This is a genomic window from Burkholderia sp. AU28863 (genome assembly GCF_002223195.1).
In the GTDB taxonomy this organism is placed as follows: Bacteria; Pseudomonadota; Gammaproteobacteria; order Burkholderiales; family Burkholderiaceae; genus Burkholderia; species Burkholderia sola.
Map to the genome: position 1 here is coordinate 1,377,739 of NZ_NKFE01000003.1, position 20,311 is coordinate 1,398,049.

Below are 20,311 nucleotides of genomic sequence, written 5' to 3' on the forward strand. Positions count from 1 at the left end.
GCACGGCGCGTGCCGGTCAGTCCGGCGCACGCCCCAGCACGACCCGCGCGAAGAACCCCGCCAGCACCGTTTCTGCGACGTCGGCCGACACGTGCTGCGGATCGGCCGTGTAGTACGACTGCACACCGTCGCACAGGCACATCAGCCCGAACGCGAGCGTGTCGGCCGGCAGCAGCAGCGGCGTGCCCGAGCGCTCGGCGAAACGCTCGATGAATTCGGCCATCTGCACGCGCTTGCCGTGCAAGAACTGGTTGAAGCGCACGCGGAACTTGGCGTCGCGCGCCGCCTGCAGCTTCGCCTCGCCCCACAGCAGCGAGTATTCGTCATCGCGAAACAGCGTCCGGTAATACGCGAGCGCCATCGATTCCATCTGCTCGCGGGTGCCGCCGCCTTCGAAAATCGCCTCGAAGTCGGCCTGCACCTCCGCGTGATCGCGCTCCAGCAGCTCCAGCAACAAATCGGACTTGCTGCGGAAATTCGAGTAGAACGCGCCACGCGTATAGCCGGCCGCCGCCGCGATGTCCTCGACGCTCGCGGCCACATAGCCTTTCTTCATAAAAATGCGATGCGCGGCTTTCAGCAGACGTTCGCGCGTCTGGTCCCTGCTCTGCTCGCGAGTTAAGCGCTGTGGTTTCATGGCGCGCAGTCTAGCATCCTTTCCCTTTCGGATTCATCTTTGCATTCGGATACAGGTGTGTATTAGAATCCACCACAGTTTCTCAAAATGTTGTCCGTCTGTCCGCGTGCGCCGATGCCGGCGCCGTTCTGGGGCAAGCGCGCGCCGCGCTTGCCGGCCTCGTTCCGCTCCACCTCACCTGGGGGTTTCGTGAATCGCTCCGGTTCCCGCGCCGCGCTGCTGATCGGCGCCGCGCTCGTCCTTGCCGCCTGTCATCCGAAAGAATCCGCGCCGCCCGCCCCGCGCCCCGTCGTCGCGCTGCCCGCGCGGGCCGACACCGTCGCGGCCGCGCGCACGTTGCCCGGCGACATCCAGCCGCGCTATGCCACGCCGCTGTCGTTCCGCATCGCCGGCAAGATCATCGAGCGCCGGGTGCGGCTCGGCGATACGGTGAAGGTCGGCCAGGTCGTCGCGCTGCTCGATCCGTCCGACGTCGAGAAGAACGCCGCGAGCGCGCAGGCGCAATTCGACGCCGCGTCGCACAGCCTCGCGTTCGCGAAGCAGCAGCTCGACCGCGATCGCGCGCAGGCCCGCGAAAACCTGATCGCGACCGCGCAGCTCGAACAGACGCAGAACAGCTACACGTCGGCGCTCGCGCAGCGCGACCAGGCGCAGCAGCAACTCGCGCTCGCAAAGAATCAGCTCCGCTACGCGACGCTCGTCGCCGATCATGCGGGCACCATCACCGCCGAACAGGCCGATACCGGCCAGAACGTGTCGGCCGGCCAGCCGGTCTACCAGCTCGCGTGGTCGGGCGACGTCGACGTCGTGAGCGACGTGCCCGAAGCCGCGCTCGCGTCGCTCGCGCCCGGCCATGCGGCGACCGTCACGCTGCCGTCGCTGCCGGGCCGACAGTTCGCCGCGAAGGTGCGCGAAATCGCGCCGGCCGCCGATCCGCAAAGCCGCACCTACCGCGTGAAGCTCACGCTGGGCGCGCCCGATCCGGCGATCCGGCTCGGGATGACCGCGGACGTCGCGTTCGACGGCGCGCCGGCCGCCGGCGATACGCAGCCGATCACGCTGCCCGCGACCGCGCTGTTCCACGACGGCGCGCAACCGGCCGTGTGGGTCGTGCGCACGAAGGACGACACGCTCGAACTGCGCCGCGTCGACGTCGCGCGCTTCAACGAGCGCACGGTCACCGTGTCGCACGGGCTGCAGCCGGGCGAGCGCGTCGTGCTGCAGGGCGTGCATACGGTCAGCGCGGGCGAGAAGGTGCGCGCGATCGCGCCGCTGCATCCGGAGGACTTCGCATCGTGAGCGTCTCCCACGAAGAAGGCCGCTTCAACCTGTCCGCATGGGCGCTGCGCCACCAGGCGCTGGTCGTCTACCTGATCGCGCTCGCGACGCTCGCGGGCATCCTCGCCTACACGCGGCTCGCGCAATCGGAAGACCCGCCGTTCACGTTCCGCGTGATGGTGATCCGCACGTTCTGGCCCGGCGCGAGCGCGCGGCAGGTGCAGGAACAGGTGACCGACCGGATCGGCCGCAAGCTGCAGGAAACGCCGGCCATCGACTTCCTGCGCAGCTATTCGCGCCCCGGCGAATCGCTGATCTTCTTCACGATGAAGGATTCGGCGCCGGTGAAGGACGTGCCCGATACCTGGTACCAGATCCGCAAGAAAGTGGGCGACATCGGCTACACGCTGCCGCCCGGCGTGCAGGGCCCGTTCTTCAACGACGAATTCGGCGACGTCTACACCAACATCTGGACGCTCGAGGGCGACGGCTTCACGCCCGCGCAACTGCACGACTACGCGGACCAGTTGCGCACCGTGCTGCTGCGCGTGCCGGGCGTCGGCAAGGTCGACTATTTCGGCGACCCCGACCAGCGGATCTTCATCGAGGTGAATAACGCGCAGCTCACGCGCCTCGGCATCTCGCCGCAGCAGCTCGGCCAGGCGATCAACGCGCAGAACGACATCTCGTCGGCCGGCGTGCTGACGACCGCCGACGATCGCGTGTTCGTGCGGCCGAGCGGCCAGTTCGACAACGTCGATGCGATCGCGAATACGCTGATCCGCATCAACGGCCGCACGTTCCGGCTCGGCGATCTCGCGACGGTGAAACGCGGGTACGACGATCCGCAAGTCACGCAGATGCGCATGAACGGCAAAGCCGTGCTCGGCATCGGCGTGACGATGCAGCCGGGCGGCGACGTGATCCGGCTCGGCAAGGCGCTCGACGCCGAATCGAAGGACTTGCAGGCGCAACTGCCGGCCGGCCTGAAGCTGACCGAGGTGTCGAGCATGCCGCATGCGGTGTCGCACTCGGTCGACGACTTTCTCGAAGCCGTCGCCGAAGCGGTCGCGATCGTGCTGGTCGTGAGCCTCGTGTCGCTCGGGCTGCGCACCGGGATGGTCGTCGTGATCTCGATTCCGGTGGTGCTCGCGGTCACCGCGCTGTTCATGTACCTGTTCGACATCGGGCTGCACAAGGTGTCGCTCGGCACGCTCGTGCTCGCGCTCGGGCTGCTCGTCGACGACGCGATCATCGCGGTCGAGATGATGGCCGTGAAGCTCGAACAGGGCTACAGCCGCGCGCGCGCCGCCGCGTTCGCGTACACCAGCACCGCGTTCCCGATGCTGACGGGCACGCTCGTCACGGTGTCGGGCTTCCTGCCGATCGCGCTCGCGAAATCGAGCACCGGCGAATACACGCGCTCGATCTTCGAGGTGTCGGCGATCGCGCTGATCGCGTCGTGGTTCGCGGCCGTCGTGCTGATCCCGCTGCTGGGCTTCCACATGCTGCCCGAGCGCAAGCGGCACGCGCACGAGGCGCACCTGCCCGACGATCACGAGCACGACATCTACGACACCCGCTTCTACCGGCGGCTGCGCGGCTGGATCGACTGGTGCATCGAGCGGCGCTTCGTCGTGCTGCTGATCACGGGCGCGCTGTTCGTCGTCGCGCTGATGGGCTTCACGCTCGTGCCGCAGCAGTTCTTCCCGAGCTCCGACCGGCCCGAGCTGCTGGTCGACCTGCGGCTGCCCGAAGGCGCGTCGTTCGCGGCGACGCTGCGCGAGACCGAGCGGCTCGAGAAAGCGATCGACAAGCGTCCCGAGATCGACCATGCGGTGAACTTCGTCGGCAGCGGCGCGCCGCGCTTCTACCTGCCGCTCGACCAGCAGTTGCAACTGCCGAACTTCGCGCAGTTCGTGATCACCGCGAAATCGGTCGAGGATCGCGAGAAGCTCGCGACCTGGCTCGAAACCACGCTGCGCGACAAATTTCCAGCCGTGCGCTGGCGCCTGTCGCGGCTCGAGAACGGGCCGCCGGTCGGTTATCCGGTGCAGTTTCGCGTGAGCGGCGACAGCATCGCGACGGTCCGCTCGATCGCCGAGAAGGTCGCGGCGACGATGCGCGGCGATGCGCGCACCGTGAACGTGCAGTTCGACTGGGACGAGCCAGCCGAGCGTTCGGTGCGCTTCGAGCTCGACCAGAAGAAGGCGCGCGAGCTGAACGTCACGTCGCAGGACGTGTCGAGCTTCCTCGCGATGACGCTGTCCGGCACGACCGTCACGCAGTATCGCGAGCGCGACAAGCTGATCGCCGTCGACCTGCGCGCGCCGCGCGCCGACCGCGTCGACCCGGCGAAGCTCGCGGGCCTCGCGCTGCCGACGCCGAACGGCCCCGTGCCGCTCGGCTCGCTCGGCCGCTTCACGCCGACGCTCGAATACGGCGTCGTGTGGGAGCGCGACCGCCAGCCGACCATCACCGTGCAGTCGGACGTGCGCGCCGGCGCCCAGGGCATCGACGTCACGCATGCGGTCGACGCGAAGCTGAACGCGCTGCGCGCGCAGTTGCCGGTCGGCTATCAGATCAACATCGGCGGCTCGGTCGAGGAAAGCGCGAAGGCGCAGGCGTCGATCAACGCGCAGATGCCGCTGATGGCGATCGCCGTGTTCACGCTGCTGATGATCCAGCTGCAGAGCTTCTCGCGCGTGCTGATGGTCGTGCTGACCGCGCCGCTCGGGCTGATCGGCGTGGTCGCGACGCTGCTGCTGTTCGGCCAGCCGTTCGGCTTCGTCGCGATGCTCGGCGTGATCGCGATGTTCGGGATCATCATGCGCAACTCGGTGATCCTGGTCGATCAGATCGAGCAGGACATCGCGGTCGGCCACGGCCGCGTCGATGCGATCATCGGCGCGACCGTGCGGCGCTTCCGCCCGATCACGCTGACGGCCGCGGCCGCCGTGCTCGCGCTGATCCCGCTGCTGCGCTCGAACTTCTTCGGGCCGATGGCGACCGCGCTGATGGGCGGCATCACGAGCGCGACCGTGCTGACGCTGTTCTACCTGCCTGCGCTGTACGCGACGTGGTTCCGCGTGAAGCGCGACGAACGCGACCCGCAGGACGGCCCGCCGCCAGGCGGCACGCCTGCCGCGCCGTCGGGAGCCTGACCATGGATCGATCGATGACCCTGAAAAAGAAAGCCGTGCGGGTGCTCGCCGCGGCGAGCGTCGCCGGCCCGCTCGCGGGCTGCGCATGGTTCGCGCCGAGCGGCGAGCCGCCCGCGATGCCGTCGCCCGCGCACTATGGCGCCGTGCCGCAAGTCCAGCAGACGGTGTCCGCGCAAGGCGTCGCGCAGCAGTTCGAGGTCGGCGCGCAGCCGGTGCCGGACTGGTGGAAACAGTACCGTTCCGAGGCGCTGAACGCGCTCGTCGACGAAGGGCTGCGCAACAGCCCGACGCTGAGCGCGGCGTCGCACTCGCTGGATGCCGCGCGCGAGCAGTTGCGCGGGCAGATCGGCAGCTCGATGCTGCCGTCGATCGACGCAGTCGGCCAGGCCACGCGCCAGCGCGCGCTCGGCGTGCCGATCCCCGCGCTCGGCGCGCCGACGCTGCTGTACGACACGTTCGTCGGGCAACTGCAGGCGAGCTATACGGTCGACCTGTTCGGCGTGTCGCGCTTCGCGAACCGCGCGCTCGCGAAACGCGTCGACGTCAGCGCGTTCCAGCTCGAATCCGCGCGGCGCGCGCTGGCCGCGAACATCGTGACCGCGTCGATCACCGTGTCGGTGCTCAATGCGCAGATCGACACGACCGAGCGGCTCGTCGCGCTCGCGAACGACCAGGCGCACGACGCCGAGCGCCGCCATGCGCTCGGCTCGGCATCGCGCAGCGACGCGCTCAATGCCCGGCAAAGCGCCGACACGTTCGCGGCCAGCCTGCCCGCACTGCGCCAACAGCGCGACTCGGCGCGCCACGCGCTGGCCGTGCTGGTCGGTCGCACGCCCGACCGGCCGCCGGCCGATCTCGCGCTCGCCGATCTGCATCTGCCCGAGCAGGTGCCCGTCGTCGTGCCGTCGGACCTGCTGCAAAGCCGCCCGGACATCCAGGCCGCCGACGCGGGGCTGAAAGCCGCCGCCGCCGAGGTTGGCCTCGCGACCGCCCAGATGTTTCCGCAACTGTCGCTGTCGGCGGCGATGGGCAAAGGCGGCTTCAGCTGGCCGGCGATGCTGTCGGGCGCCGGCGCGATCTGGAACGTCGGCGCGTCGCTGAGCCAGCCGATCTTCCACGGCGGCGCGCTGCTCGCGCAGCGCCGCGCGGCAAAGGCGACCTACGAGGCCGCGGTCGACCAGTACAAGCAGGCGGTGCTCGGCGCGTTCCAGAACGTCGCCGATTCGCTCGCGGCGCTCGAGCACGACGCGGAGGCGCTCGATGCGTCGTCGCGCGCCGCGCTGTCCGCCCGTGGCGCATACGACGACGCGGCCGCCCGCGTGCGGCTCGGTGCGTTGCCGCCGTCGGCCGCGCGCGCGAGCGAGTTGCAGTACCGCAATGCGCGGCTCGACGAGATTCGCGCGACCGGTGCGCGGTTCGCGGATACCGCGCGGCTTTACCAGGCGATGGGCACGCCGCCGGCCGACCACGGCGACACGTCCGGTAAATCCGGCCAAGCCGCTGGCGACGGCACGACCGGCACGCAGGCACGCGCCGCCGCGCCCGCCCCTTCGGCGCAATTACCGTAATAACCGCCCTCCGATCGGACGCGCGTGCGACTCCCCGCCACGCGCGTCCGATCGCCGATCTTCCGCTTGACCCTCACGTAGCGTAACGTTCGAGACTCCAGTGTGCGCACCGAACGGAGGAACGAATGCGGCTGAAAGTGGGAGACCTGGCGAAACGCAGCGGACTGACCGTCCGCACGCTTCATCACTATCACGCAATCGGTCTGCTGACGCCTTCGGCGCGCGCCGACAACGGCTACCGGCTGTACGACCGCGACGACATCGCCCGACTCCACCAGATCCAGGCCCTGCGTCGCTTCGGACTGTCGCTCGCCGAAATCGGCGACTACCTGACCCGGCCCGGCACGCCGCTCGTCGATCTGGTCGCGAAGCAGATCGCATCGCTCGACCGCCAGCTCGCGCAAACCGCGCAGCTGCGCGAGCGACTCGCGAGCCTGCACGCGCAGCTCGCGGCGGGCACCGAGCCGGAACTGGCCGATTGGCTCACCACACTGGAGTTGATGACCGTGTACGACAAATATTTCTCCGAGGAAGAACTCGCGCGCCTGCCGATGTACCGAAAGAGCCAGGCCGGCGACGCGGAATGGATCGCGCTCGTCGACGAGGTCCGCGCGCTGCACGATGCGGGCGTATCCGCCGAGGACGAGCGCGTGCGTGCGCTCGCCGCGCGCTGGATGGCGCTGCTGGTGCGCGACACGAACAACGATCCGCGGCTGCTGGCGAAGCTGAACCTGATGCACGAGCACGAACCGTCGATGCAGTCGAAGATCGGCATTTCGACCGCGTTGCGCGACTACGTGCTGCGGGCCTCGTCGGAAACGAAGATGCGGCTCTTCGAGAAATACCTCACGCCGGACGAGATCCGTTTCATGCGCGCGCATTACCGCGAACGGGCGATGGAATGGCCGCAACTGATGGCCGACGTGCGCGACGCGATCGATGCGGGCACGCGGCCCGATTCGCCGCAGGGCCGCGCGCTCGCGCAGCGCTGGTTCGAGCTGTTCTGCAGCTACGCGGGCCACGACCCGGCCACGCATGCGAAATTCCGCCACGCGCTGATGAACGAGCCGGCGCTGACGAAGGATTCGTGGACCGACGAGACGCTGCTCGGTTTCATGCGCGAGGCGATGGCGCAACTCGCGCCAGCGCGCTGATCGGATGACGGGCGGGCGGCGCGCGGGTTTCCCGTGCGCCGCCTGTTTCACCATGGGCAGCCGGTATCTCGCGCCCAACGGCCACACACCCGCCTAGTCGTTGCGCAGGCTGATCCCGTGCCAGCGCTGCGTCATGTAACGCAGAAACGCGGGCTGTGCCTTCAGGTCCGCGTTCGGCACGGGCGCCGCGCCGCCATCGACGAACTTGCCGTTGATCGTCACGGTTTCCTCGCCGCGCAGCACGTACTTCGTGCCCGCGTCGATCAGGAAGTACTTGACCTGATCGGCGCTCACGTCGCCGCGGCAACCGACCTTGTACGCGAACAGGAACTGCTTGCGGCCATTGCCGAGCAGGTCGCGCATTTCGATCGACTTCGGCACGACGTCGAGAATCACGTCGACCGGGCATGCCTTCACGTAGTCGCGCACCGTCCAGTCGGCGCGGCCGTCGAGCGTCGCGGACACCTTGAGTTCGACGTCGTCGCCGGACGCGGTTCTGGCGAGCGTCACCGCATGCGCACCGGCCGCATCGGTCCACGTGTAGTCGGCGGCGTGCGCCGGGCTGGCCAGCGCTGCGACGGCAAGCAACAGGCAATGCGAAAGGGCATGTCTTTTCATCGGCGATGGGAGCACGCTGGAATGGAACGCGCCATTATCGACAAAGCCGCGTGCCGCGGCCAGCCGCGCGTGCCTCGCCCGTTCAGCGCTCGCGCGTGCCAAGCCCGAGCGCCTTCATCCGGCGGTACAGCGTCCGTTCGCTCAATCCGAGCTGCGCGGCGAGCGCCTTGCGCGTGCCGTCGAACGCGCGCGCGATCCGGACGAGTTCCGCGTCCGACACGCCGCGTGCGTCCGCCGCCTGCGCGTGCGGCGCCGCCGCGGCCGCGACGAGCTCGGCCGGCAGATGTTCGACGCGGATCGTGCCGTCGTCCGCGAACAGGCACGCGCGTTCGAGCACGTTGCGCAGCTCGCGGATGTTGCCGGGCCATGCATATGCGTCGAGGCACGCCCGCGCGCGCTGGGTCAGCGTGAACGGCCGGGCCGCGAATGGCCGGGCATTCGCGTCGCCCGCCTTGCCGCGCGCATTCGCGATCCGCCGCAGGATCGATTCGGCCAGCAGCGCGACGTCGCCCTGCCGTTCGCGCAGCGCCGGCAGCGGAATCGGAAACGCGTTGATCCGGTAGTAAAGATCCTGCCGGAACCGGCCGTCGTCGATCATCTCGCGCAGCGGCTTGTGCGTGGCCGCGACGAGCCGGAAATCGGCGCGCAGCGCCTCGACGCCGCCGACGCGCCGGAACGTGCCCGATTCGATCAGCCGCAGCAGCTTCACCTGCATCGGCAGCGGCACGTCGCCGATCTCGTCGAGAAACAGCGTGCCGCCCTGCGCGGTTTCGACGAGGCCCGGCTTGCGCTGGTTCGCGCCCGTGAACGCGCCCTTCTCGTAGCCGAACAGTTCGCTCTCGAACAACGTCTCGGCGATCCCCGAGCAATCGACGACGACGAACGGCCCCATCGCGCGATCGCTCGCCTCGTGCAGCGCGCGAGCGAACAGCTCCTTGCCGGTGCCCGATTCGCCGAGCAGCAGCACCGGCAGCGTCGAGGGCGCCACGCGCTGCAGCGCGCCGAGCGCCGCATTGAACGCGTCGGAACCGCCGACGAGCCCTTCCGCGCTCGGCTGCGCGGATGCGCTGCGCACGGTCGTCAGCCGCTCGACATACGCGATCACGTTGCCGTCCGCGTCGAAGATCGGCCGCAGCTCGACGTCGACATGCTCGGGGCCGCGCGGCGTGTGATGGATGTGCAGCACGCGGTTCAGCCCGCGCGATTCGAGCGCCTGCTTCATCGGGCAATGCTCGCCGGCCTGGTCGCACGGCACGTCGTAGTGATGCGACACCTGGAAACAGTGCCGGCCCACGTGCTCGACGCCGGCCACGCCGAACTGGCGCCGGTATGCATCGTTCGCCGCGAGGATCCGGTAGTCGGGGTCGACCACGATCATCGGCTGCGGATCCTGCTCGAGATACGCGACGAGCGCGTGTACGTCGGGCATCGCGTCATGGCGCGGCGCGGGGACGATCGGAATGGTGTCGTGCGGATTCATGCGGCGGCTCGCTCGGCGAAGAGGCGCCCGGACGGACTGCCAGGCTGACTGCCAATTCTGCCACGGTACTGCCAGTTGTGGCAGTGCTCGTCCGCCACCGGATGTCGCTGCCGCCTTCTCGACGCCGCCTATGCGCCGAAAACCCGAGCCGAATCAAGCCACTGCGATATCGGCCGATGCCGCGCCGCCGGCTGGCATGCTTCTTGAGATAAAGACCGCCATTGCAGATGCAGAACCCGATCGAGGACACCCCGTGAGCCACGCCCCCGCGCTGTCGGTCGAAGGCTTTTTCGACCCGGCGACCCACACCGTCAGCTATCTCCTGCTCGATGCCGCGAGCCGCGCATGCGCGCTGATCGACAGCGTGCTCGACTACGACCCGAAATCCGGCCGCACGCGCACCGCCAGCGCCGACCGGCTGATCGCGCGCGTCGCCGAACTCGGCGCGACCGTGCACTGGCTGCTGGAAACGCACGTGCATGCCGACCATCTGTCGGCCGCGCCGTACCTGAAAGCGCAGGTCGGCGGCCAGATTGCGATCGGTTCGCACGTGCGCCGCGTGCAGCACGTGTTCGGCACGCTGTTCAACGCAGGCCCCGGCTTCGCGGAAGACGGCCGCCAGTTCGACCGGCTCGTCGACGACGGCGACACGCTCGCGCTCGGCGCGCTGACGATCCGCGCGCTGCACACGCCGGGCCACACGCCCGCGTGCATGACCTACTGCGTGGACGACGCGACGCAGCGCGCGGCGTTCGTCGGCGACACGCTGTTCATGCCCGACTACGGCACGGCCCGCTGCGACTTCCCCGGCGGCGACGCACGCACGCTGTACCGCTCGATCATGCGCGTGCTCGCGCTGCCGCCCGACACGCGCCTGTACCTGTGCCACGACTACCAGCCGGGCGGCCGCGACGTGCAGTTCGTGACGACCGTCGCCGAGCAGCGCCGCGCGAACGTGCACGTGAAAGACGGCGTGACCGAGGACGATTTCGTCGCGATGCGCACCGCGCGGGACGCGACGCTCGACATGCCCGTGCTGATGCTGCCGTCGGTGCAGGTCAACATGCGCGCCGGCCACCTGCCCGAACCCGAGAACAACGGCGTGCGCTACCTGAAGATTCCGCTCGACGCGATCTGAGCCGCGCGCCCCACCGGAGAACCCGACATGAGCATCCGCAAGCTGACCGACACGCTGTCGGTCTCGCCGCAGATCGCGGCGGCCGACCTGCCCGCGCTTCACGCGGCGGGCATCCGCGCGATCATCTGCAACCGGCCCGACGGCGAAGGCGCCGACCAGCCGACCGTCACCGAGATCCGCGCGGCCGCCGCGCCGCTCGGCATCGACGTGCATTACCTGCCGGTCGATACCGGCAAGGTGACCGACGACCAGGCCGCGCGGTTCGGCGCGCTCGTCGCGTCGCTGGACGGGCCCGTGCTCGCGTACTGCCGCAGCGGCACGCGGTCGGCCACGCTATGGGCGCTGTCGCAGGCGGGGCTGCGCCCGCTGGACGACCTCGTCGCCACCGCCGGCGCGGCCGGCTACGACCTGAGCGCGCTCGCATCGCGTATCGCGCAGCGCGGCCGCCACGCGGCGCCAGCCGTGGACGCGCGGCACGACATCGTGATTGTCGGCGCCGGTGCGGCCGGCATCGCGGTCGCGTCGAGCCTGCTCGCGCGCGACGCGTCGCTCGACATCGCGGTGATCGATCCCGCCGACGTCCACTACTACCAGCCCGGCTGGACGATGGTCGGCGCGGGCGTGTTCCGGCCCGAAACGACCGCGCGCAGGATGACCGACCTGCTCCCGCGCGGCGTGCAGCGAATCCAGGCCGCGGTCGCGGGCTTCGAGCCCGACGCGCACGCGGTCGTGCTCGACGGCTGCCGGCGCATCGGCTATCGCAAGCTCGTCGTGTGCCCGGGGCTCAAGCTCGACTGGCATGCGATCGACGGCCTCGCCGACACGCTCGGCCGCAACGGCGTCACGTCGAACTACCGCTACGATCTCGCGCCGTACACGTGGGAGCTCGTGCGCGCGTTCCGCGGCGGCCATGCGCTCTTCACGCAGCCGCCGATGCCGATCAAGTGCGCGGGCGCGCCGCAAAAGGCGATGTATTTGTCGTGCGACCACTGGCGGCGCACGGGGCGCCTCGACGCCGCGAACGTCGAATTCCTGAATGCGGGCGGCGCGCTGTTCGGCGTCGCCGATTACGTGCCCGCGCTGATGGAGTACGTGAAAAGCTATGACATCGCGCTGTCGTTCGGCCACAACCTCGTCGCAATCGACGGGCCCGCGCGCCGTGCGACGTTCTCGCGCGCGCTGCCGGAAGGCGGCAAGGAAACCGTCGAGCGTGCGTTCGACATGATCCACGTCGTGCCGCCGCAGAAGGCGCCCGATTTCGTGCGCGCGAGCCCGCTCGCCGACGCGGCCGGCTGGATCGACGTCGATCCGGCGACACTGCGGCACAAGCAGTTTCCGGACATCTATGCACTCGGCGACGTCACCAACACGACCAATGCGAAAACGGCCGCGGCCGCGCGCAAGCAGGCGCCCGTCGTCGCGCACAACCTGCTCGCGTCGCTCGGCCGCGCGCACGGCGACGCCGCGTACGACGGCTACGGCTCGTGCCCGCTCACCGTCGAGCGCGGCAAGATCGTGCTCGCCGAATTCCTGTACGGCGGCAAGGTCGCGCCGACCTTCCCGGCCTGGCTGATCGACGGCAAGCGACCGTCGCGGCTCGCGTGGCTGCTCAAGGAGCGCGTGCTGCCGCCGCTCTACTGGAAGGCAATGCTCAAGGGCCGCGAATGGCTCGCGAAGCCCGCGATCACGCGTTGACCGGAGCGCGATGACGTCATGCTGATATCTCTCGTACTCGGCGGCTTCGTCGGCGCCGTGCTCGGCCTCACCGGCGCCGGCGGCGGCATTCTCGCGGTGCCCGCGCTCGTCGTCGGGATGAGCTGGCCGATGCTGCAGGCGACGCCGGTCGCGCTCGTCGCGGTGGCCGGCAGCGCCGCGCTCGGCGCGCTCGAGGGCTTTCGCCGCGGGCTCGTGCGTTATCGCGCGGCGCTGCTGATGGCCGTGGCCGGTGTGCCGCTGACCACGCTCGGCGTGCGGCTCGCGCACGTGCTGCCGCAGCGCCTGCTGCTCACGCTGTTCGCGCTGACGATGCTGGTCGTCGCCGGCCGGCTGCTGCGACAGGCGCTGCGGCAGCAGGCAACCGATGCGGACGCGTCGCCGCTGTGCGTCGGCCGCGTGAATCCCGATACGGGCCGGCTCGTATGGTCGTGGCCCGTCGGCATCGCGCTGGCGTCGACCGGCGCGGTGACCGGGTTGATGACGGGGCTGCTCGGCGTCGGCGGCGGCTTCGTGATCGTGCCGATGCTGCGCAAGTTCACGAACGTGTCGATGCATGGGGTGGTCGCGACGTCGCTGATGGTGATCGCGCTCGTCGGCACCGGCGGCGTGTTGGCGACGCTCGTGTCGGGCACGCGCGCGCCGCTCGACGTGACGCTGTGGTTCAGCATCGCGACCGCGCTCGGCATGGCCGCCGGCCGCGGTGCGTCGCGTCACCTCTCCGCGCGGCACGTGCAGGCCGGGTTCGCGGTCGTGCTTGTGTGTGTCGCGCTGGGGTTGCTGGCGAAGGCGGCGTTCGGCGTATAAACGCCGACGACGGGCTGGCGATCGTCACGCAGGGCCAAACGAAACGCCCGGCCCGACCCATCGTCGGCACCGGGCGTTTTTCATGACGGCCGCAACCGGAGCGTCAGGCGGCAAATCCCGCCATCCGCTTGCGTTCCTGACGCAGCATCACGAAGTTCGCGATCACGACGCCGGCCGTCACCGCGATGATGAACAGCGTCGCGAGCGCGTTCATCTCCGGGTTCAGCCCGAGGCGCACGCGCGAGAACACGACGAGCGGCAGCGTCGTCGAGCCGGGGCCCGACAGGAACGCCGACAGCACGAGGTCGTCGATCGACAGCGTGAACGACAGCAGCCAGCCCGCGATCAGCGCCTGCGAGATCAGCGGCAGCGTGATCGTGAAGAACACCTTCAGCGGCGTCGCACCGAGATCGAGCGCGGCTTCTTCCAGCGACGGATTCAGCTCGCGCACGCGCGACTGCACGATGATCGCGACGTACGAGATGCACAGCATCACGTGGCCCAGCCAGATCGTGAACACGCCGCGCTCGGCCGGCCAGCCGATCCACTTCGCGAGCTCGATGAACAGCAGCAGCAGCGAGATCCCCTGGATCACCTCGGGGATCACGAGCGGCGCGTTGATCATCCCGCTGAACAGCGCGAAGCCGCGAAAGCGCCCCATCCGCGCGAGCACGAAACCGGCCCACGTGCCGATGAACACCGACGCGAACGCGGTCAGCACGCCGATCTTCAGCGACAGCCACGCGGCCGTCAGCAGCTCGTCGTCCTCGACGAGCGCCTCATACCAGCGGAACGAAAAGCCCGACCACACGGTGACGAGCTTCGACTCGTTGAACGAATAGACGATCAGGCTGATGATCGGGATGTACAGGAACGCGAAGCCCACGAACAGCGCCGCGAACTGCAGGTAGCGATTCGGCTTCATCGGCGGCCTCCCTGTTCCTTCGCCTGGAAGTGCTGGAACATCGCCATCGGCACGAGCAGCAGCAGCACCATCGCGCACGTCACGGCAGACGCCATCGGCCAGTCCGCGTTGTTGAAGAACTCGTTCCACATCACGCGGCCGATCATCAGCGTATTCGCGCCGCCGAGCAGCTCCGGAATCACGTACTCGCCGACCGCCGGGATGAACACCAGCAGGCAGCCCGCGATGATCCCGTTCTTCGACAGCGGCAGCGTGATCTGCACGAACGCCTTCCACGGCTTCGCACCGAGGTCGTACGCGGCTTCGAGCAGGCGCAGGTCCATCTTCACGAGGTGCGCGTAGAGCGGCATCACGAGGAACGGCAGGTACGAATACACCATCCCGATGTACACCGCGTAGTTCGTGCGATACAGCTCGATCGGCGTATGCGTGAGCCCGATCCACATCAGGAAGTTGTTCAGCAGCCCGTTGTTCTTCAGGATCCCGATCCAGGCGTACACGCGGATCAGGAACGACGTCCAGAACGGCAGCATCACGCCCATCATCAGCAGGTTGCGGGTGGCCGGGTTCGAGCGCGCGATGTAATACGCCATCGGATAGCCGAGCAGCAAACACAGCAGCGTCGTGATCGCGGCGACCCACACCGAGTTCACGTAGGTCGCGAAATACAGGCTGTCCGTGAACAGGAACGCGTAGTGCGACAGGTTCAGCGCGACGTGCACGACGCCGTCCGCGTATGACGCGAGCTCCGTATACGGCGGGATGCCGAGCTGCAGCTCCGCGAAGCTGATCTTCACCACCAGCACGAACGGCACGAGGAAGAACAGCACGAGCCACGTGAACGGCCCGGCCACGACCGCCGTGGCGCCCGTCAGGTTGAAGCGCCGCACCGGCCACTCGAGCAGGGACTTGAACGCGTTCATGACGTCAGCACCACCCCGGCGGTCGCGCTCCAGCGCACGTAGATCTCGTCGGCGAGCGCGGGCGTGTCGAGTTCGGAAATCGCGAGGCTCGACACGTTCGCGATCACCGTCTTGCCCCCGTCGAGCTTCACGTGATACAGCGAATAGCCGCCCATGTACGCGACGTTGCTGATCCGGCCGCGCGCCCAGTTGAACGCGCCTTCGGGCGGCTTGCGCGTGAGCGCGATCCGCTCGGGGCGCACCGACACCGTGACCGGCATCCCGAGCGGGCCCGAGATCCCGTGGCTCACGTACAGCCGGCTCGGCAGTTCCGGCGATTCGATGTACACGTGATCGGGTTCATCCTCGACCGTCACGCCGTCGAACAGGTTCGTCGAGCCGATGAATTCGGCCGAAAAGCGGCTGTTCGGGTATTCGTACACTTCGTTCGGCGAGCCGATCTGCACGATCTGGCCTTCGCTCATCACCGCGAGGCGGTTCGCCATCGTCATCGCCTCTTCCTGGTCGTGCGTGACCATGATGCAGGTGACGCCGACCTTGTTCAGGATGTTGACGAGCTCGATCTGCGTACGCTGGCGGATCTGCTTGTCGAGCGCGGACATCGGCTCGTCGAGCAGCAGCAGCTTCGGGCGCTTGACCAGCGAGCGGGCCAGCGCGACGCGCTGCTGCTGGCCGCCGGACAACTGGTGCGGCTTGCGCTTCGCGTACTTGCCCATCTGCACGAGTTCGAGCGCGGACGCGACGCGTGCCTTCAGCTCGGCCTTCGGCGTACCTTCCTGCTTCAGCCCGAACGCGACGTTCGACTCGACCGACATGTGCGGGAACAGCGCATACGACTGGAACATCATGTTCACGGGCCGCTTGTACGGCGGCATCTGCGCGAGGTCCTCGCCGTCGATCAGGATCTTGCCCGACGTGACCGTCTCGAGGCCCGCGAGCATCCGCAGCAACGTCGACTTGCCGCAGCCCGAGCTGCCGAGCAGCGCGAACAGCTCGCCCTGGCGCACGGTCAGGTTGACGCTGCGCACGGCTTCGGTGTCGCCGAATTTCTTGACGACGTCGACGATCTGGACAAAGTTCTCGGCGCGCGCATCGGCGCCGGAGGAGGAAACGGAGAACGGCGCGCCCGCGACCGGCGCGCCCGACTGGCTATTCATGATGTGCTGCTTCTCTCCTGCGTTAGACGAACAAAGCCCCCGGGGGCACCAGGGGCTTCATGACTGCGGGTTCACTTCGGCTCGTGTCAGCGGCCCGACTTCAGCTCGGTCCACAGACGCGTCTGCAGACGCTGGATTTCAGGCGGCAGCGGCTTGAGCAGGAACAGCGTCTTCACGACGTCGGCCGGCGGGTAGACGGCCGGGTCGTTCGCGACGTCGGGCCGCACGTACTTGCGTGCCTCGGCGTTCGCGCTCGGGTAGTACACCGCGTTCGTGATCGCCGCATGCACCTTCGGATCCTCGATGTAGTTGATCCACTGCAGCGCGGCTTCCTTGTTCTTCGCATCCTTCGGGATCGCCATCACGTCGAACCATACCGGCGCGCCGCCCTTCGGAATGTAGTACTCGATCTTGTACGGCTTCTTCGCCTCGATCGCGCGATGCTTCGCGATCACGACGTCGCCCGACCAGCCGAACGCGAAGCAGATGTCGCCGCCGACCAGGTCGTTGATGTAGCCCGACGAGTTGAATTGCGTGATGTACGGACGGATCTTCTTCAGCACGTCCATCGCGGCCTTGTAGTCGGCCGGGTTCGTGCTCATCGGATCCTTGCCGATGTAGTGCAGCGTCGCCGCGAACATCTGGTCGGGCGCGTCGAGCACCGACACGCCGCAGGTCTTCAGCTTCGCGAGGTTTTCCGGCTTGAACAGGATGTCCCAGTTGTCGAGCGGCACCTTGCCGAGCGCCTGCTGCGCCTTCGTCAGGTTGTACGCGAGGCCGGTCGTGCCGTACGCCCAGGGCACCGAGTACTTGTTGCCCGGGTCCGCGCCGGCGACGAGCGCCATCAGTTGCGGATCGAGGTACTTGAGGTTCGGCAGCTTCGACTTGTCGAGCGGCGCGAAGATGCCGGCGGCGATCTGCTTGCCCGCGTAGTTGCTGGTCGGCACGACGATGTCGTAGCCCGAGCTGCCCGTCAGCAGCTTCGCCTGCAGCGTGTCGTCGCTGTCGTAGTTGTCGTAGCGAACCTTGACGCCCGCCTGCTTCTCGAAGTTCGGGATCGTGTCCTTCGCAATGTAGTCCGACCAGTTATAGACATTGAGCTGCGTATCCTTCGCCGCTGCCGCCGACGCACCCACGCACAGCGCGAGCGCTGCGAACCGGCCCACTACTTTTGCTTTCATCCCGTTCTCCCTTCGGCCGGACGCATTGCCCGGCTGCCGTCTGCCTCGTCATGGCGGCGCATTCCGGCGCGCCGCCCCTCGAAAACCCCGAAAACTACCATCATTCGCGCCCCGTCACAAAAAAATCATGCCGGTGTCGCGCAAACGGAACAGATTCCCGCCGCCGGTCGGTCGAGCCGCCCGCGCAGCGGGGCGTTCCGGGGGAATTCTATCGGGTAATCGGCGGCTGTCCACCGGGAAAAACGGGCAGCGGCGAACCGGCGTTCGGAGGGCGGGCGTGTCCGCCCGGCGCCGGCGTCCGGCCGCGGCGCCGCGATGCATTAAAATGGCGGCTGACGATTCAACTGCGCGAACCCTGCCGATGGCCTCCAATCTTCACGACCTCCCCGACAGCCCCTGCATCGGCGTGTGCTCGACGCTCTTCGACGAAGTCTGCAAGGGCTGCGGCCGCACGGCCGCCGAAGTCTCGAACTGGGTGTTCCTGAGCGACGACGAAAAGCGCGCGGTGTGGGAGCGCATCACGCGCGAAGGCACCGCGATGCGCTTCCAGTACGACAAGCTGTAAATCCACTGCACAAAAAAAGAGCGGCATGCCGACCGCCATGCCGCCAACCCCAACTCTGTTCTTGTTCCGTCGCGTCTAGAACTTCATCCCGACGCCCACGCCGACGATCAGCGGATCGATGTGCAGCGTGCCGATGCCCTTGTCGCCGAGCGTCGCATCGGTGCTCATCCAGATCTTCTTCACGTCGACGTTCATGAACACCTTCTTCGTCAACTGCACGTCCACGCCGAACTGCAGCGCGGGGCCGAAGCTGCTCTTGTTGATCGACACGCCCTCCCCGCCGACGTTGAGCCCGTTGTTGTAGAAGTACGTGTAGTTCAAACCGGCGCCGACGTACGGACGCACCTTGCCCGCATGGTTGAAGTGGTACTGCAGCAAGAGCGTCGGCGGCAGCACGCCCACGCCGCCGAGATTGCCGAGGCTCGACGTCAGTTGATGCCGCGACGTGCCGAGGATCAGCTCGACGCCGAGGTAGTCGCGGATCATGTACGTGAAGTCGAGCTCGGGCACGATCGCGTTGTTCACGCCCGTGTTGATCGCGCCGAGCGTATCGCTCGCACGCTCGTTCGGCTGGATGCTGATCGCGCGAAGCCGGACCAGTACGTCACCCTGATTGATGCCGTCGCCCGGCGACGCCGCGTGCGACAGCGACGGCATCGCGACGAAGCTGGCCGCGACGGCGGCTGCGGTGACACAAGTTCGAATCGTTTTATGCATGGTACGGACCCCCAAAGAATGGTTTCCATTCTCCCCGTAGGGTCTTTTCGTCATCTTGATATTGGTCAAGCCAGCGTAAACGTGGGACGGTTTGCCGCAGGCTCCGTCGCACTGCCGGTCAGCAGCAGGTCGAGCAGATCGCGCACGTTGCGGATCGCGCGGCCGAACGGCAACGCTTCGCGGCCGCGGAAGAACAGCCCGTTCGCGACGTCGCCGCGCAACGCGGCCGCGAGCCGCGTGTCGATACAGAAGTGGCCGAACTTCTCGATGCCGTCGCGCAGCCCGCATACGCTCAGGCATTCGAGCGCGGTCGGGCAACGCTGCTTGAATGCGCCGAGCTTGTTGCGAATGCGCGTCTCGTTGCGCAGGTAACGATCGAGCCACGGGGTCTTCACCGCGCGTGCCGGCAGCCCCGTCACGCTGACGAATTCGACGATGTCGTCGGGCGTCGCATCGGCGAGCACGCGCTTGAAATGCGGATGCGCATCGCCTTCCTCGGTCACCGCGAACGGCGTCCCGACCTGCACGCCGTTCGCGCCGGCCGCGAACGCCGCGCGCACCGTGTCGTGACTGTTGATCCCGCCGGCCACGATCAACGGGATCGCGTCGCGGGCGAGGCCGAGCGACGCCATGACCTGCGCGGTCTCGTCGAGCACGCGCGCGAAATCGAAACGACCGTCGTGCATGTCGTCGATCTGCGTGACGCCGAGGTGGCCGCCTGCGTGCGCCGGATGCTCGATCACGATCGCATCGGGCAGGCGCCCCTTCTTCATCCACTTCTTCAGCACCAGCGCGATCCCGCGGCTGTCCGACAGGATCGGGATCAGCGCGATATCGTGCCCTTGCGTGAGATCGGGCAGATCGAGCGGCAGGCCCGCGCCCATCACGATCGCGTCCGCGCCCTCGTCGCACGCGACCCGCACGTAGTCCGCATGCGCGCTCACCGCCTTCATCACGTTGACCGCGATCATCCCGCGCCCTTCGCTGTACGTCTTCGCGAGACGGATCTCGCGCGCGAGCGCGTCGAGGTTCGCCGCTTCGAGCGTCGCGCGATCGGGTTGCGCGCGGCAACGCGCGAGCAGATCCGCATGATGGTGGCGCAGGTCGATGCTCGCGATCGTGCCGACCGCGCCTTCGCGTGCGACGCTGCCCGCCAGCCGGTGCGCGGAGATGCCGACGCCCATGCCGCCCTGCACGACGGGCAGCAAGGTGCGGCCGCGGATCGTCAGCGGCGGAAAGGAAGTGCGTACGGTCATCTGAAACCTCGTCGGAACATCGGAATCGCG

At 68.1% G+C, this 20,311-nt stretch carries 17 protein-coding genes; 8 read left to right on the forward strand and 9 right to left on the reverse strand.

The window, feature by feature from the left end:
• Window positions 1-16 precede the first annotated feature (16 nt).
• Window positions 17-637, reverse strand: a complete 621-nt coding sequence (locus CFB81_RS08740; protein WP_069620792.1) for a TetR/AcrR family transcriptional regulator — start codon at window positions 635-637, stop codon at window positions 17-19.
• A gap of 189 nt (window positions 638-826) precedes the next feature.
• On the opposite strand from CFB81_RS08740, the gene CFB81_RS08745 reads away from it, so the two are divergent.
• The 4 genes from CFB81_RS08745 (at window position 827) to CFB81_RS08760 (ending at window position 7,801) form a co-directional block, all read left to right on the forward strand.
• A complete protein-coding gene (locus CFB81_RS08745) occupies window positions 827-1,936 on the forward strand; it encodes an efflux RND transporter periplasmic adaptor subunit (protein ID WP_050015485.1) in 1,110 nt (369 codons plus the stop codon).
• A complete protein-coding gene (locus tag CFB81_RS08750) occupies window positions 1,933-5,079 on the forward strand; it encodes an efflux RND transporter permease subunit (RefSeq protein WP_089435086.1) in 3,147 nt (1,048 codons plus the stop codon). The genes CFB81_RS08745 and CFB81_RS08750 overlap by 4 nt, the downstream gene beginning before the upstream one ends.
• A gap of 2 nt (window positions 5,080-5,081) precedes the next feature.
• A complete protein-coding gene (locus tag CFB81_RS08755; protein ID WP_089435087.1) occupies window positions 5,082-6,647 on the forward strand; it encodes an efflux transporter outer membrane subunit in 1,566 nt (521 codons plus the stop codon).
• 125 nt (window positions 6,648-6,772) lie between these two features.
• Window positions 6,773-7,801, forward strand: a complete 1,029-nt coding sequence (locus CFB81_RS08760; protein ID WP_089435088.1) for a MerR family transcriptional regulator — start codon at window positions 6,773-6,775, stop codon at window positions 7,799-7,801.
• A gap of 93 nt (window positions 7,802-7,894) precedes the next feature.
• Here the strand turns inward: CFB81_RS08760 and CFB81_RS08765 are convergent, their stop codons facing one another.
• Window positions 7,895-8,419 carry a M949_RS01915 family surface polysaccharide biosynthesis protein gene (locus CFB81_RS08765; protein WP_089435089.1) on the reverse strand — a complete coding sequence of 175 codons (525 nt, stop codon included), beginning with the start codon at window positions 8,417-8,419 and terminating at the stop codon, window positions 7,895-7,897.
• An 82-nt stretch (window positions 8,420-8,501) separates the two neighbouring features.
• A complete protein-coding gene (locus CFB81_RS08770) occupies window positions 8,502-9,899 on the reverse strand; it encodes a sigma-54-dependent Fis family transcriptional regulator (protein ID WP_089435090.1) in 1,398 nt (465 codons plus the stop codon).
• 253 nt (window positions 9,900-10,152) lie between these two features.
• Here CFB81_RS08770 and CFB81_RS08775 point away from each other — a divergent pair, with 253 nt between their 5' ends.
• Genes CFB81_RS08775 through CFB81_RS08785 form a run of 3 tightly spaced genes read left to right on the forward strand, consistent with a single transcriptional unit; the run spans window position 10,153 to window position 13,557 of the window.
• Complete coding sequence (locus CFB81_RS08775) at window positions 10,153-11,037, forward strand: MBL fold metallo-hydrolase (protein WP_089435091.1); 885 nt, start codon at window positions 10,153-10,155, stop codon at window positions 11,035-11,037.
• Window positions 11,038-11,064: 27 nt separating this feature from the next.
• Window positions 11,065-12,732 carry a bifunctional protein tyrosine phosphatase family protein/NAD(P)/FAD-dependent oxidoreductase gene (locus CFB81_RS08780; RefSeq protein WP_089435092.1) on the forward strand — a complete coding sequence of 556 codons (1,668 nt, stop codon included), beginning with the start codon at window positions 11,065-11,067 and terminating at the stop codon, window positions 12,730-12,732.
• Between the two features lie 18 nt (window positions 12,733-12,750).
• On the forward strand, window positions 12,751-13,557 hold the full coding sequence (locus CFB81_RS08785; protein ID WP_089435093.1) for a sulfite exporter TauE/SafE family protein: 807 nt from the start codon (window positions 12,751-12,753) through the stop codon (window positions 13,555-13,557).
• A 103-nt stretch (window positions 13,558-13,660) separates the two neighbouring features.
• Here the strand turns inward: CFB81_RS08785 and CFB81_RS08790 are convergent, their stop codons facing one another.
• From CFB81_RS08790 to CFB81_RS08805, 4 genes are all read right to left on the reverse strand, one after another.
• Window positions 13,661-14,482, reverse strand: a complete 822-nt coding sequence (locus CFB81_RS08790) for an ABC transporter permease subunit (RefSeq protein WP_089435094.1) — start codon at window positions 14,480-14,482, stop codon at window positions 13,661-13,663.
• Window positions 14,479-15,405, reverse strand: a complete 927-nt coding sequence (locus CFB81_RS08795) for an ABC transporter permease subunit (protein ID WP_050015507.1) — start codon at window positions 15,403-15,405, stop codon at window positions 14,479-14,481. The genes CFB81_RS08790 and CFB81_RS08795 overlap by 4 nt, the downstream gene beginning before the upstream one ends.
• Window positions 15,402-16,562: an ABC transporter ATP-binding protein gene (locus CFB81_RS08800; RefSeq protein WP_069620801.1), complete on the reverse strand. Its 1,161-nt coding sequence runs from the start codon at window positions 16,560-16,562 to the stop codon at window positions 15,402-15,404. Before CFB81_RS08800 ends, CFB81_RS08795 begins: the two co-directional genes overlap by 4 nt.
• An 86-nt stretch (window positions 16,563-16,648) precedes the next feature.
• Entirely contained in the window at window positions 16,649-17,743 is a 1,095-nt protein-coding gene (locus tag CFB81_RS08805; protein ID WP_011549740.1) for a polyamine ABC transporter substrate-binding protein, read from the reverse strand.
• A gap of 361 nt (window positions 17,744-18,104) precedes the next feature.
• Here CFB81_RS08805 and CFB81_RS08810 point away from each other — a divergent pair, with 361 nt between their 5' ends.
• Window positions 18,105-18,308: a DUF1289 domain-containing protein gene (locus tag CFB81_RS08810; protein WP_006493160.1), complete on the forward strand. Its 204-nt coding sequence runs from the start codon at window positions 18,105-18,107 to the stop codon at window positions 18,306-18,308.
• A 75-nt stretch (window positions 18,309-18,383) separates the two neighbouring features.
• On the opposite strand, the gene CFB81_RS08815 is transcribed toward CFB81_RS08810, so the two are convergent.
• A complete protein-coding gene (locus CFB81_RS08815; protein ID WP_069620803.1) occupies window positions 18,384-19,025 on the reverse strand; it encodes an OmpW family protein in 642 nt (213 codons plus the stop codon).
• 65 nt (window positions 19,026-19,090) lie between these two features.
• Window positions 19,091-20,281, reverse strand: coding sequence for a nitronate monooxygenase family protein (locus CFB81_RS08820; protein ID WP_089435095.1), 1,191 nt, complete (start codon window positions 20,279-20,281; stop codon window positions 19,091-19,093).
• Window positions 20,282-20,311: the final 30 nt, after the last annotated feature.

Coding starts and splice junctions, on each gene's coding strand:
- CFB81_RS08740 (WP_069620792.1), bottom strand. CDS start 637: ATGAAACCACAGCGCTTAACTCGCGAGCAGAGCAGGGACCAGACGCGC.
- CFB81_RS08755 (WP_089435087.1), top strand. CDS start 5,082: ATGGATCGATCGATGACCCTGAAAAAGAAAGCCGTGCGGGTGCTCGCC.
- CFB81_RS08760 (WP_089435088.1), top strand. CDS start 6,773: ATGCGGCTGAAAGTGGGAGACCTGGCGAAACGCAGCGGACTGACCGTC.
- CFB81_RS08765 (WP_089435089.1), bottom strand. CDS start 8,419: ATGAAAAGACATGCCCTTTCGCATTGCCTGTTGCTTGCCGTCGCAGCG.
- CFB81_RS08770 (WP_089435090.1), bottom strand. CDS start 9,899: ATGAATCCGCACGACACCATTCCGATCGTCCCCGCGCCGCGCCATGAC.
- CFB81_RS08780 (WP_089435092.1), top strand. CDS start 11,065: ATGAGCATCCGCAAGCTGACCGACACGCTGTCGGTCTCGCCGCAGATC.
- CFB81_RS08785 (WP_089435093.1), top strand. CDS start 12,751: ATGCTGATATCTCTCGTACTCGGCGGCTTCGTCGGCGCCGTGCTCGGC.
- CFB81_RS08790 (WP_089435094.1), bottom strand. CDS start 14,482: ATGAAGCCGAATCGCTACCTGCAGTTCGCGGCGCTGTTCGTGGGCTTC.
- CFB81_RS08795 (WP_050015507.1), bottom strand. CDS start 15,405: ATGAACGCGTTCAAGTCCCTGCTCGAGTGGCCGGTGCGGCGCTTCAAC.
- CFB81_RS08800 (WP_069620801.1), bottom strand. CDS start 16,562: ATGAATAGCCAGTCGGGCGCGCCGGTCGCGGGCGCGCCGTTCTCCGTT.
- CFB81_RS08805 (WP_011549740.1), bottom strand. CDS start 17,743: ATGAAAGCAAAAGTAGTGGGCCGGTTCGCAGCGCTCGCGCTGTGCGTG.
- CFB81_RS08810 (WP_006493160.1), top strand. CDS start 18,105: ATGGCCTCCAATCTTCACGACCTCCCCGACAGCCCCTGCATCGGCGTG.
- CFB81_RS08815 (WP_069620803.1), bottom strand. CDS start 19,025: ATGCATAAAACGATTCGAACTTGTGTCACCGCAGCCGCCGTCGCGGCC.
- CFB81_RS08820 (WP_089435095.1), bottom strand. CDS start 20,281: ATGACCGTACGCACTTCCTTTCCGCCGCTGACGATCCGCGGCCGCACC.